General features: G+C 32.5%; 20 protein-coding genes. 2 read left to right on the forward strand and 18 right to left on the reverse strand.

Annotated features, from left to right (window positions below):
• Positions 1-267 precede the first annotated feature (267 nt).
• From TICRE_RS01890 to TICRE_RS01950, 13 genes are all read right to left on the reverse strand, one after another.
• Positions 268-699 (reverse strand): VOC family protein, encoded by a 432-nt coding sequence (locus tag TICRE_RS01890; RefSeq protein WP_075724574.1) that lies wholly within the window; start codon positions 697-699, stop codon positions 268-270.
• A gap of 116 nt (positions 700-815) precedes the next feature.
• Positions 816-1,568, reverse strand: a complete 753-nt coding sequence (locus TICRE_RS01895) for an alpha/beta hydrolase (RefSeq protein WP_075724576.1) — start codon at positions 1,566-1,568, stop codon at positions 816-818.
• A 39-nt stretch (positions 1,569-1,607) separates the two neighbouring features.
• Positions 1,608-1,925, reverse strand: a complete 318-nt coding sequence (locus TICRE_RS01900) for a GNAT family N-acetyltransferase (protein ID WP_143583007.1) — start codon at positions 1,923-1,925, stop codon at positions 1,608-1,610.
• Positions 1,926-1,949: 24 nt separating this feature from the next.
• Positions 1,950-2,423 carry a hypothetical protein gene (locus TICRE_RS01905; RefSeq protein ID WP_075724580.1) on the reverse strand — a complete coding sequence of 158 codons (474 nt, stop codon included), beginning with the start codon at positions 2,421-2,423 and terminating at the stop codon, positions 1,950-1,952.
• Positions 2,424-2,455: 32 nt separating this feature from the next.
• Positions 2,456-2,971, reverse strand: a complete 516-nt coding sequence (locus tag TICRE_RS01910; protein WP_075724582.1) for an AAA family ATPase — start codon at positions 2,969-2,971, stop codon at positions 2,456-2,458.
• A 6-nt stretch (positions 2,972-2,977) separates the two neighbouring features.
• Positions 2,978-3,484: a GNAT family N-acetyltransferase gene (locus tag TICRE_RS01915; protein WP_075724585.1), complete on the reverse strand. Its 507-nt coding sequence runs from the start codon at positions 3,482-3,484 to the stop codon at positions 2,978-2,980.
• A gap of 71 nt (positions 3,485-3,555) precedes the next feature.
• Entirely contained in the window at positions 3,556-4,002 is a 447-nt protein-coding gene (locus TICRE_RS01920) for a GNAT family N-acetyltransferase (RefSeq protein ID WP_075724586.1), read from the reverse strand.
• Between the two features lie 48 nt (positions 4,003-4,050).
• Complete coding sequence (locus TICRE_RS01925) at positions 4,051-4,629, reverse strand: histidine phosphatase family protein (protein WP_075724588.1); 579 nt, start codon at positions 4,627-4,629, stop codon at positions 4,051-4,053.
• 94 nt (positions 4,630-4,723) lie between these two features.
• Positions 4,724-5,314, reverse strand: a complete 591-nt coding sequence (locus TICRE_RS01930; RefSeq protein WP_075724590.1) for a hypothetical protein — start codon at positions 5,312-5,314, stop codon at positions 4,724-4,726.
• A 1-nt stretch (position 5,315) separates the two neighbouring features.
• Positions 5,316-5,573, reverse strand: coding sequence for a hypothetical protein (locus TICRE_RS01935; protein WP_075724592.1), 258 nt, complete (start codon positions 5,571-5,573; stop codon positions 5,316-5,318).
• 3 nt (positions 5,574-5,576) lie between these two features.
• The gene (locus TICRE_RS01940) at positions 5,577-6,938 is read right to left on the reverse strand and encodes a DNA cytosine methyltransferase (RefSeq protein WP_075724594.1); all 1,362 of its coding nucleotides are present in this window, start codon (positions 6,936-6,938) and stop codon (positions 5,577-5,579) included.
• A 2-nt stretch (positions 6,939-6,940) separates the two neighbouring features.
• Positions 6,941-7,291 (reverse strand): DUF7768 domain-containing protein, encoded by a 351-nt coding sequence (locus TICRE_RS01945; protein WP_075724596.1) that lies wholly within the window; start codon positions 7,289-7,291, stop codon positions 6,941-6,943.
• A gap of 19 nt (positions 7,292-7,310) precedes the next feature.
• Positions 7,311-8,213: a conjugal transfer protein TrbL family protein gene (locus TICRE_RS01950; protein ID WP_075724598.1), complete on the reverse strand. Its 903-nt coding sequence runs from the start codon at positions 8,211-8,213 to the stop codon at positions 7,311-7,313.
• 182 nt (positions 8,214-8,395) lie between these two features.
• On the opposite strand from TICRE_RS01950, the gene TICRE_RS01955 reads away from it, so the two are divergent.
• Together TICRE_RS01955 and TICRE_RS01960 are read left to right on the forward strand one after the other, a co-directional pair.
• Positions 8,396-8,695 (forward strand): DUF2089 family protein, encoded by a 300-nt coding sequence (locus TICRE_RS01955; protein WP_233120121.1) that lies wholly within the window; start codon positions 8,396-8,398, stop codon positions 8,693-8,695.
• 1 nt (position 8,696) lies between these two features.
• A complete protein-coding gene (locus TICRE_RS01960; protein ID WP_075724600.1) occupies positions 8,697-9,020 on the forward strand; it encodes a hypothetical protein in 324 nt (107 codons plus the stop codon).
• A gap of 124 nt (positions 9,021-9,144) precedes the next feature.
• Here the strand turns inward: TICRE_RS01960 and TICRE_RS01965 are convergent, their stop codons facing one another.
• From TICRE_RS01965 to TICRE_RS01985, 5 genes are all read right to left on the reverse strand, one after another.
• Positions 9,145-9,486, reverse strand: a complete 342-nt coding sequence (locus TICRE_RS01965) for a DUF3852 domain-containing protein (RefSeq protein WP_075724602.1) — start codon at positions 9,484-9,486, stop codon at positions 9,145-9,147.
• A gap of 25 nt (positions 9,487-9,511) precedes the next feature.
• On the reverse strand, positions 9,512-11,203 hold the full coding sequence (locus TICRE_RS01970) for a hypothetical protein (protein ID WP_075724604.1): 1,692 nt from the start codon (positions 11,201-11,203) through the stop codon (positions 9,512-9,514).
• Between the two features lie 65 nt (positions 11,204-11,268).
• Positions 11,269-11,910, reverse strand: coding sequence for a DUF6550 family protein (locus tag TICRE_RS01975; RefSeq protein ID WP_075724606.1), 642 nt, complete (start codon positions 11,908-11,910; stop codon positions 11,269-11,271).
• Positions 11,911-12,018: 108 nt separating this feature from the next.
• Positions 12,019-12,579: a hypothetical protein gene (locus TICRE_RS01980; RefSeq protein ID WP_075724608.1), complete on the reverse strand. Its 561-nt coding sequence runs from the start codon at positions 12,577-12,579 to the stop codon at positions 12,019-12,021.
• A gap of 5 nt (positions 12,580-12,584) precedes the next feature.
• Positions 12,585-12,980 (reverse strand): DUF4320 family protein, encoded by a 396-nt coding sequence (locus TICRE_RS01985; protein ID WP_075724610.1) that lies wholly within the window; start codon positions 12,978-12,980, stop codon positions 12,585-12,587.
• Positions 12,981-12,986 lie beyond the last annotated feature (6 nt).

Below are 12,986 nucleotides of genomic sequence, written 5' to 3' on the forward strand. Positions count from 1 at the left end.
TCTATGCCCTTTTTCTGTGTATAACTAGATTCTCCAAAATTAACGAGCATATTTATTTATTGAATTAAATTTCCCTTTGTGGATAACCTTAGATAATTTCAAAACTCTATTCTGCAACTATCTATATATATTTTGGGTATAACTTTCATTTTATCAAATATAATAAATATGATTTATATATCTTAATTCTATGGGTTTGTTGGGAAATCAACTATATTTTTTATTCTCATCAAATATAAAATAATACTTTTCATAAGATCTGTTTGTTTAAAAAACAAGTAAACCGTCATCATCATATTTAAAGTTGGGCCCCCAAGCAACCTCCCAATAATATCCATCTAAATCAGCAAAATATGCATGATAACCACCCCAAAAAACGTCTTGGGGTTCTTTGACTATTTTTGCACCGGCATTTTTAGCTAATTCAATAATTTTATCAACATCTTCTTTGTGTTCAACATTATATGCTAATGTAATTCCAGCAAAACCATTAGCTATTCTGGGGGTATTCTCTTCACTAATATCTTTTGCTAATAAACCCAAGGGAAATAGTTCAAATTTTGTTCCGGGAGTATTGAAAAATATTACATCGGGATTATTGTCTTTCTCATCAGTTTGAAACCCTAGTTCATCCCTATAAAATCTTATGGATTTCTCCATATTCCGTACACCTAAACAAATACATGTAATTTTATTCATCTTAAATTCCTCCTCAACGAATACCTTTTATCTTTTTAAATAAGAAGCTAGCTGTATTGTTTTACTTATAAATAATTTCTTAATATATCGTCAATAACAAATATGAAACCATTCCATCAAAGATGCTTTTTAATCCAGTCAGTTGACAATTTGACTACCATATCAAAATAATCCAAAAAACTATGTGTTGCTCCATTAATAACCTCTATTCGTGAATCAGTTGAAAGTAGATTAATCGCTACTTTTGATTTTTCATAAAGTAAACTTTCTTCCTCATCACCATCTCCATGAATTATTAAAACTGGACACTTAACCTCTTTTAATAATTCCCCTTGATCAATTAGTTCAAATCCCTCTATTACCTTTCTATCGATTATAATCTTATTTCGTGTTCCTCCGGATATGTATTCTGTTATGGATCCATTTTCCTCTAATTCCTTCATTTGCTCTTGAGTAAAGAATTCATCCCAATTGTATTTCATAGGACCAGTTAAAGCTCCTAATAAAACCATTGTTACTATTTCAGGAATATAACTCTTCAAGCAAATTAAGGTTCCAAGACTATATCCAAATAAAGCAATTCTTTCATATCCCTTTGAAATTACATGTGAAATTGCAGATTTTAAATCATCTACTTCTTTTTCAATAGTTAAGCTATCATTATCACTTTCTCCACAACCACTAAAATCAAAGACTAAAGCATCAAAACCACACTTATTAAAGGCTGTAGCGAGCTTGTCGAATCGGCCTTTTGAATATTTATCAGACATAAACCCATGGCACATTATGATTATAGTTTTTGAATTAGATGAATATAGATTTCCTACTAATCTTAAGGATCTTGAATTTTTAAATGATATTCGTTCCATTACTATTCCTCCTAGAGGTTGATCTATCATACTATCAACTTAAATTTCAAACCAATACACTGGACTTTTTTTAATAAATTCAAAGCCTGCTTTTTCTGCTATTCTATTTGAAGCTATATTGGAATCCATACAATCCCATTGAGCTACATACCCATTATCCATACATTCATTTACAAAGTAGCGAATTAGTGTTAATGCAACACCTTTTTTCCTGTGCTCATTTTCTGTTTCAATATCAATTGAAATTATATTTTTAAATCTGGCTGTTCCAATAATTACTGCAATGATTTTATTTTTATTAACTGCTACAAAAGCCACGCTTTTACTTAAAAAGTTTTCATACGTACTCCAAGACATCAATAATCGCTCTGTCAAAAATTCCTAATTTACAAATTCTCCTGTTTCCAACATCTCTAAAAACTCATAATCAACTTTAAATATTTTATAACTAACTGGAGTTGTAGTGATTTTATCATACTTATAATCCCTTCGAAAAGTATATTCATCCTCACTTTGAATTACTCTATTCTTAAATATGTCAAGTATATATGGCCTTGCCTCTTTCGACTCAATAGAAAACTCAAAATAATCAATGCCTTTATCTTTTAATTGTACAAATATATCTTCCACTATAAAAATTGCAAATTCATTATAGGACTCTATATTAGGAAGTTCCCCTAATATGGAAAATCCACCTACTGCAAATGAAAATACTAGTGCAATATTGGGATTCTTAAAATCATCAACCCACATTTCTCCTGTACATTCACCTGCAATAATTCCTGAAAAACTAGGACTATCATCATATGTTATATTACTGATAACGCTTGCACAAAGATTCTCTACCTTAAACAAATAATACACCCCTATTATTATAATATATATCCCTATTCATTTATTACCTTACGAATATAGACTAAAATCTCTTCTAAGCTATTACAACTATCAATATAATACTCATGTTCCAAAAGTTTCATATCATTATAATCATAGTGGGATTCAGCTTGTTCTACAGATTTAAAATATTGATTTGGAGTAGGATTATTTAACCTTTCTCTAATCCGGTTCTCCCAAATAATCCTATCTGTACAATCACACAAGAAATTATAAACCTTGCATTCTTTGAAATCTATCTTGGATTGAAATGTGTGCCAATGAGTATTATTATATAATCCTATATCTACTATTAAATCAGTATTGTTATTTATATTTGTTTGAATTAACCTTGCTAGCAAATCGTGGGTTACTCTATTATTATCTGAATTATCCCCTATATATTGTGATATAACATCAAATATATCATCTTTTCTCAATACCCCAACATTTATTTTCTTACTCAATATGTTAGTTATAGTTGTTTTGCCTGTAGCTGCCTTACCTCTAAAAAAGTAAATACTTGACACTCTTCCTCACCTCATTTCATTTAAATTAAGTACATATATTGATTGTTCAGTCCCAAATCGCCTTATTTTATCCTTTAATCTAAACCTTAGTTTTTGGAGTAATCTACAAGATCTAATATTTTCAGTTTGTGTTTCAGATACTAGATATTTTATATCCAATACGTTTGAACAATATTCGATTACTGAATGTATTGCTTCATATGCATATCCCATTCCCCACATCGATGGTAAGAATTGATATGACAATTCTTTGTTCATAGATTCGTGATAAGTTGATATATCAATAATCCCAGCAAATTCTCCACTATTTTTTAGTCTAACAGAAAGATACAAGGAATCACCAGCAGTAATCCATTTATTAAGCTTTTCTATTGCTGCATCAATCTGTATGACTCCTCCCAAATGTTTCCTTACACCATGGTTAATAAACAATGCTACTGCTTCATTGATATCATTTTTGCTTAGGGGTTGTAATATACATCTTTTAGTCTCAATTAGATAATTAGAATCCATTTATTAATCTCCTTATTCTAATATACAAATATTTATTGTGCATATCTCTCTAAAGATATAGATTTCATACTCTATAATTTCACCACATATTGGCAGGTTCTCTTCCTACCTATTTTATACATCTCATGCCATGGTGGAACATCTACAATGTCTATAAATTCTGCACCACTGTATTCACATGTCTTTCTAGAGGCAATATTTTCAGGGCTGCAAGTTATAATTACTTTATCCATATCATGTTTTTTAGCCAGCAGAAATAGCAACTTACAAGCTTTTGATGCATAACGATTTCCCCTGAATTCTTCAAAGACTTCATACCCAATATTTCCACCATATTTAGTATTCTCATTATGTCCTACCCGTAAATCGCATTTACCAACTTCATATCCATCTATGTTTCTAATAATAGTAAAATAGTATGCAGGTACATATCCCTTCTCTTTATTTTCATCGGCAGTTTTATCTAGATGTAAATAAATTTCCTGATCATTTAAATTGATAGTATCATAAAGCAACATAGTTTCCCCCCTAACTTTATCAATAGTATTCAGATAATGGTATACATCTTATAACTCTGGATCCCATAGTCTTTCAACATTCTTTAATTCGTTTGATACGAAACTTAATTTATAAATATCTGGCATTGAAGTGCTATTCCAAAAATTAAATCCATATTCTTTATTATAATAATTCATTATAATTGTCATTATATTTCCATGTGTTCCAATAACTATACTTTTACCCTTAAATTCATCAAGTAACTTCTCCATAATCGGTATAGATCTTTCCTGAGCCTCTCTAGTAGACTCACCACCCCTAAGTGAATAATCTATATCGTCAAAAGATTTCTCTATAGCTTTCACCAATTCATCCCAAGGTAACTTATAGTCTAAACCTTTTATCGGTCTTTCTCGTAATTCTTCAAATTTATTAATAGGTAAATTTCTCTTATTCGCCAGATATTCTACAGTTTGAATGGCTCTTTTATAGGAGCTTGAGGCAATAAGGTCAACATCTATATCCTTAAATATTTCTGCCACTCTTTTTGCTTTTTCTAATCCTTCTTTGGATAACTCTCTTGTTTTCTCTTTCCCAAATACAAAAGGTGATTCTGCATGCCTGATCATGTAAATTGTTGTCTGCATCTTCTTCCCCCCAATATTCTCTTAATTCACAACTTTATTGTTATAATCATTGTACTATATAATTTTTACTAAATAAACTCAATATTTCCTTATCTTACATATCCCCCAATACAATCCATCTCTCCCCATCATAATCCTCATACTTCTCTGTGGTTACATTCTGTTCATAATAGACTCCAAGAAGTCTTTTAATATCTTGATTATCTGCTCTTCTAGTGGCAAAACCTTGATCTTTTAAATTCTTTTCTATTCTTGATAAATATGGAAAGATATTTGATTCCTTTTCATCTTTAAGTCTTATTATAATTAGAAACTCTCTAGCAGTTGCCATTTGTACCTGCATTCTATCAAGATTCGTACTATCTTGCTTTAGTAAATTTCTTATAGCAGGATTTTGTTCCATTTCTATTCTTCTTTTTAAATACTGCTTATTATCTTCAAAGTTCTCTTTTGAATTAAGACAAAGCATTTCAATTTCAACTATTCCTTTTAATACTGTCATTAATGCATAAATCCTTGCAGTTATACTTTCATCTGATAGTACTGAAATGTTAGTTGGGTGGATTTTAAAATACACTAACTCTCCATATGGAGTCTTAAGACTATAATCTGTGATTTCATCAATGCCAATGAGTTCCCTTGTTGATTCTTTTTGTTTCTCTTTCTTTCTCTGTTTTCTTCCCATTTTATAACCTCCAGTCAAATAATTGTTGCTTAATAATAAAGAAGTTACAAGCATATCTGATAAAATTTAAGATGCTAGTATCTTCAAATTGTATAGTTAAAAATGCATATACTGATGTTATAACAATTGGTGGCATGAATCCTAATTGCGATAAGGCAAACACAGAAATAATAAGCCCTATCCCAATAAATACAATATCTCTTAATTCCCATAGCCAAAGTGTTGCCTTTGCTTTTAGATTATCAGGATACATATACATTATTTATTCATCTCCTTCTTCCTTTTCTTTTCTTAAAAAATAAGCAATCCCTCGCATAATAAAATCTACACAAGGGATCGCTACACTATTACCTAATGCCTTATACCTTGCACTATCTGATGCTTTTTCAATATTAGTCCATCCATCAGGAAAACCTTGAAGCCTTTCACATTCAAGTGGGGTAAGTCTCCTAACAAGATTATTTTCATAAGTTTTAAGTGGATTGTAGACTGCATGTATATCAGTTGTAGTTAGAGTATAACTAACATCTTCTTGAAATCCACATCCATTTCCACCATTGTGATCTTGTCTTCCTATTATATTTGCTGATATACAATAGCCCTTATTATCTATTTTATTTGACACTAAAGGTACATTATTTCCACCAGTTCCATAGGATGCTGATATTGTTGGTGCCACTGTTAGTGGTCCATTATATCTACAATCTTTTCCATGATTTTCAAATAATTCTTGTGGATGCTTATATATCTTGTCCATGCAATCATGATTCAAAACTATAGGTAGGTTTCCTACCATACCTGCTCTTAAGGTTCCCGTAATATTTTCTGTTAAATCCATTCTTTCTCCACCTTGATCATTTAGGCATATTATTGGTTCTACACTTCTACTTCTATTCCAGCTTGAATCATTAATGCTTTTTTGAGTTGTACTGGCAGTTCCTTTTCTCTTTCCTTGGATCTTCTCAATATCCCCAAACAAGCCCTCTTGCTCAAATAATATTTTTGCCGCGGTGTGTCCTCCAAGATCTGCCACAAGAAAGATTCTTTTTCTTCTTTGGGGGACACCCCAGTATTGAGCATCGAGTACTCTCCAAGCAATGGAGAATTCATCTCCCAGGATGGTCCCAACAGATTTCCATATCCCTTTCGGAGGTCTAGGTATAGATATTCTGCTGTCTGCAATCTTCGCTGTCTCCTCGAGGACTGCCCTAAGGTCTTCTCCTCCTGCACTTGAAAAGGCTCCAGGGACATTTTCCCAAAGGAAGTATCTAGGTCGAATAAGGTGATTTGCTTTTCTTCCCTCTCCATCTCTCCACCTCATTTCTTTTGTTATTCTAATCTGTTCCATAAACAGTCCTGATCGTTCACCAGCTAGTCCTGCCCTTTCCCCTGCAACAGATAGATCCTGACAAGGTGAGCCACCAGTAATTAAATCAACAGAAGGTAATTCCTCCCCTTTTAATTTAGTAATATCTCCAAGATGAATCATATTAGGAAACCTAACTTTTGTCACTCTAATGGGGAAAGTTTCTATTTCACTTGCCCATATAGGTATAATTCCATTGTATAGACCAGCAAGGGGGAATCCTCCTATTCCATCAAAAAGACTCCCCAAGGTAAGCATTATTACATTCCTAACCTTAAAGGAGCCAATTCATTTGTTTGCATATCTAATTCCATTATTCTTTTAATAGGTATCCCTTTTCTCCTAGCAAATTCTATTTCTTCAAACATGCCACTTGAAATACAGTTACCAAATACCCAAAGTTCATCACACTTATCTAGAAATTCTTTCCCCATATTAATTCCTAGTTTTCTTTCTTCTAAATTATCATCATCTAAAATCTGAGGATAAAGAAGATGGGGACAAAAAAAGGCATTACCTTCATTTAATACATATCGGCAAGCCTCTTTAGCATATTCTATATTCTTTTCTACATCTCCAGCATAGGGAGATGCAACAAATATTAGTTTCATAAAACACAACCTTTCCAATTTATTTTGGTACTGTTTGAACAATGGTCTTAGTTGTATTAACTGCTGCTTGTGCTGTATAAACTGCGCTCATTACATTGGCACGAGTTGATGTATCTAGTCCGAATGCTCCTGCAACTCTTGGCACTTCTCCTGCTGATAACATTAAACCTAGACCCAATAATGCGTGATCTTTTACTACCATTAAACCAGCTGTTAGTATTGTTGCTTGTAGAAATGTAGTTAAACAAAGACCAATTATCTGCTTAGACCATTGAATAAATCCATCTATATATCCACGAGGAACAGAAAACATATACAGACTTCCTACTGCTATTTGTATCAGGAGAATTCCACCTCTTTTAAGGTTAGCAAAGAACACTTTAATAACTGCATAACCCATTAGTACAATTATAAATAGAGCCATAAATGGACTTGTTATCATGGAAAGTCCTCCAAATATTCCTGAACTTCCTACACTAGTAATATCTCCTACAGTATTTAGATTTGCAATAATACTTGAAGCTAACTCATTAATTCCAGTGCCATACCCAGTGATTCCTGCAGTTAAACTTGCTTGTAGATTAACAGATAATTTATATAATTCTATTGGTACAATGGTAAACAGACTTACTGCCATAAATCCTTTTATAGCATTTAAGCCTGCATCCCTGATACTACCTCTGCCATTTTGATATTCTATTCCTGTTTCAAAGACTGATACTATAAGACCTGTTCCGTATAATGACCAGGCAAGATAGGAGAAAAATAGAACAATAGACTGTACCCAACTCATTTCAAATAGTTCTACTCCCATATTTCCCATATTAGCAAAGAAATCAGCAAGAAATCCTACAATTTGACCATAGGCCCAATCTATTATTTGATTCATTACATCTCCTAATATAAAATCCCAAATAAACATTTTTATCACCTCAATTCCTTTAAAAAGTGCATTCTCTTTTATATGATAGACTAATAGCTACTATATTTTCTTAGTAGTTGCTGTTAATCCATCCTTTATTTTTACTTATGTTTATATAGTGTTTAATATTGACTTTAATAATGTTAAGGTATATATTAAATATTATTAAAGGAGGTTTTAATATGGCAATAGATGTTGTGCCCGAATGGATGATTAACCTTGATGATGAAGATGTATCATTTATCAAAAAATTTCTTTTAGCTTCAGGTTCACTAAAGGAGATTGCTAATCAATATGAAGTTACTTACCCCACCGTAAGACTCAGGCTTGATAAATTAATACAAAAAATTCAAATAAGCGAAAATACTGCAAACGAACCTTACATCTCTTTAGTCAAGCGATTAGCTTTAAACGATAAGGTGGACTTTGAAACTGCTAAACTATTAATTTCAGAATACAAAAAAGTTAAAGGAGCTGAATAATATGAAAAACGTAACTATAATGTTGTTTCTTGTGATGCTATTGTTAGTTGGAGGAATTTTTCTTCAAATATTTCTATCTAAAAAGAAGAGCAAGTGGTTTGGACTTATACTTCCAACAATCACATTTCTATATTCTTTATTGATGATTTTTAGTATTGCTGTTTTTGAGGGAATGAAGAGTGGCGAGATATTCATGCTATTTGCTTCAACCTTTCTAATTAGTAATATTCCGACCATTGTCTTACTTGGGATTTATTTTGGTTGTCGTGAGAAAATGAAACTTCGTTCCCAACTTGACAAAATGAATATTCAAGACTTGGAGTAAACTCCTATTATTGATATACACTTTATGGGTCTATACCAATTCCACTAAAACTAATGTTAATTATGATGAGAGAGTGAGTAATCCTTCAAATTTATGATTGGATTGCTCACTCTCTATTTCACCACTACATCCCAAGTATTGTCCAAATATATGTTGGAGCAGTTAAGGTAAACACTAAACAAGCAAACAAAATTGCTGGTGCTGCCCACTCAAACTGGCCATGTTTTCTGTAGTCAAAATAAGCCATGCCAAGTTTAGCAAAGAAAAACACTGCCAAAACTAAATCAATTGCAGGGAACACCACCTTGTTTACCACAGTCTTAATTTGCTGGGATGCATCTCCCCAGGTACCTTCGATTGCTCCTGCTACATCTCCTGTACCTCCAGCAAATGCTGTGGTACTAGCTATTAATACAATCAGCAATAATATCAAAACTATTAATACATTCTTCTTGTATCTCTTCATAAAAACCACCTTTCTTTTTCTGATTTTAAGGTTTCAAGGGAGCAATATGCCAATCTTGCCATAGGTTTCCCCTTATTGTTAGTGCATCTGTTAAATTTATAGAAAGCATTCCCACTGGAGTCCATGCATCTATAAGCCAAGTATTTACTGTATATGCTCCATCAGGCATCCATATAGGAGTAAAGTGGGTACGATTTTTATAGGTTGAATAATTGTTTTTCTTAAATTCAAATTTTGGATTTGAACCATTAGATGTTCGATCTAGCAATCTCCAATAAGTTTCATATCTGAATTCTGGAAAATATGATATAGCATTTTGAGGATAGGTAATTGCTGAACTTTGATTACTACTTATACTTGCATTTACTAATTGATTAATACCGTATCCACTTTTAAAGCTACTTCCACTTCCAGTAGGATTTTTATTATCATTCATAATTCTCATATCAGCAGAAAGCCTTGCACTATATTGTTTAAAATCAAATTCCCACCATCCATGATCACACCAATACCCTGAATCTTCTCCAGTGCTATGCCACACCCAATATGAATACCACCATGGACTCCATATAGACCAATTAGCATTTGTATTTTCTTCTCTTCTTGGAATAGATGCATAGGAGAAAGAATCATTTCTATCATTTGCCACTGGGTTTGGTGGAGGGTTTTTATCTAAATCTACAATTTTAATGTTTATAGTTGATTTAGCAGTTCCTCCAGGGCCATTAACATTTACATATATAATCATGTTTTGCTCTGTATTTGGGGTTGTCCATTTTACCCAAGCAAGTTGTGAATCTCCTCTTGGATAATAGACATTTCCCACATCAAATGTTCTTCCACCAATACTAAAGCTAACATCAGTTGGATTATCAGGATCAGACTGTCCACCACTTACCATTACTGATGTAATTACTTCTGTATTTACTCTATATTCATAATCATATGTGCTGATAATAGGTTCTTCAGGTTTTTCTTTAAATCGAACAATTCCAAGACCTAAATAATTCTTAATATCCGAGTTTGAAGCAGGGATTGATGTACTCCCACTCCATGCATGATATCCTAAATCTCCTACCTCTAAAAACATTGCAAGGGGAAGATTTTTATGACTTAAAGATACCATTTTACTTCTAAGACCACCACTTAATTTCTCATCATACATGGCTGCTTCCGTTGCAGTTGTGGCTGTCATTACCCCCTGAAATGTATAATAAGCTATGGGTTCAAGAAGTAATTTGTATTCTCCATTGATTAAAATATCGTAGTTCATACCAGTAATATCTGATATTCTCTTAATTGTATATTCTGAACAGAAATACTTCTTTATAGCTTCTATATTATTACTTCCATTTGTGCTTACTATCCTCGGCATTTCTTGCCCTGGGTTTACAAAGGAATAACTTGTAGTACTAGGTGATAGTGTTATTCCATTGTTGTAGCTTATTTTACTTGTTTTGCCAAAGTGTAAGCGAACATTAGTTGGAGATTTATTCGTAAAATCTATTGGTGTGCTGACTATAGCATGATCACTAGCACGAACTACAGTTATACGGACTCCATCATAACCAGATGACCATTTATTTTCACTGGTCCCACTTCCCATATCACCTCCACCTGAATCTATATTTCCATCTCCAATTGCAAACACAGAAAGGGGTATTATGAAATTAAATATTACTAAAACTACCATGAAAAATATTCTTCTTCTCCTCATCTAATTCTCCTTTCTACAAAGAAAAAACACTGTATCTCTACAGTGTATATCTTAGTTATATATATTTAATTCATATCACCTATTTGTTTATTTATATCTCCATCACCATCAACTTTTGTACCTTCACCTTCACCGACATCATCAATCCACCCAAATCCAGGTACAAATATTTTACCATCCTTCTTATCCCCACCTTGTGGCTCATCTTTTTTCTTGGGAGGTTCTTCAGGTTTTTCTACCTTATCATGATCTATATTCTTAGGTGGTTCTTCCACCTTTTCTCCATCAGGTTTTTTAGTTGGATCTGTTAATTCTTCCTTTGTAGGTTCTTTTGCTTTCTTTACATCACCTTGAATAGTTTGATTTGTACCTTTATCTACTCCATTTTTATTGTTTTGAGTGTCTGAAACTTTTATAGCCGGTACATTAATCTCTTTTTCACTAGCCTCTATTTTTTCTTTATCTTCTTTTTCTGCATTGCCTATAGTATTATCATCTATCTTTTCTAAATTTCCCTTATCTATATTAATTTCATTATCTTTTTCTACAATTATATCGTTAATAGTATCCCCTCCACTAGGCAGTGCTACTTCTTCTACTGGTTCTTTCTGAAACTTCGAACTTATCATAAATACTAATGCTGCACAGATTAACAAACCACTTGCAACTACAAGCCATTTTTTAGTTCTATCATTAAATACTTTCATAGATTTCTGCCTCCTTTTCCTACATCTATTTTCATCTTTTCCACTACCCTACTATTAATTCCAACCCTACCACAAGATATTTTAAAAGTCTATTAATATTTTCATCTACTAAAACTTAGGAGTATAACCAGCACTTGTCTTTATCCTGATTTTCATACTTGGAAGTAGTTTGCCTCCAAAGGATACTGGGACCTCCAGCATAATAGTACTGTCTATTTTAAACCTTGAACTTAGTATATCTCCTGATGCTATGGGAGCATTCCTTATCACCACATCTAAATCCCAAATCCTAAACTCCATCTTATTATCCGATGTAGATTTTATATGGTATCCTCCACTTTGATTTAGTCCTAATATATTATCTAGTCTGCCATAAATATCCCCATAATTTAGGGATTCCTGAAAATCATCTGCTACTGGCTGATATCCCCCTGAATATCCTTCCCTAACTCCATGATAAACATCATCATAGTTATCATTTACTGTAGAAATCACTGCATCTTGTACTGCATCACGAACACCCTGCGCTATAATCATAAGCCTAAAATATTCAGATATACCAGTAAATATTATTATCAAAGCCAGAGTAACTGCAATTATTAATGGAAATGAACTACCACCTTTATCTTTTAATATTAGTTTTAATTTATTTAGTAATTTTATCATCATCTCACCTACTTCCAATATACTTCTGATTTACCTGCTGCATCAGCTCTTAAGGTTACTGGGAAGGAACCAAATCCTGCAAATAAACCTATATTAGTTTCATAGCTTATAGTTACAGTTATTTCTTCATTTAATTGTATTCTTCCTGACTTTGACCATCTTACAGTTGGATCAATTCCCATTTTATCTTTCAATAAAGTTTCCCTATTTGTAGTCTCAGTTCCTACTCTCCCTGCAATTTCTGCTTCTCTAACAAGTTCTGTAGCAAAGCTATCTATTTGCTGCTTTAGTATATAAACTGGAAATACCTTTACTGCAAGGGCAATAACAAGCATTACACAAAGGATCAAAATAGCCACATCTATATATCCTTCTCCTTTATTAGATCTTAGTATCTTAAACATATTAGC

The sequence above is a fragment of the Tissierella creatinophila DSM 6911 genome (genome assembly GCF_001940565.1).
GTDB lineage: Bacteria > Bacillota > Clostridia > Tissierellales > Tissierellaceae > Tissierella_A > Tissierella_A creatinophila.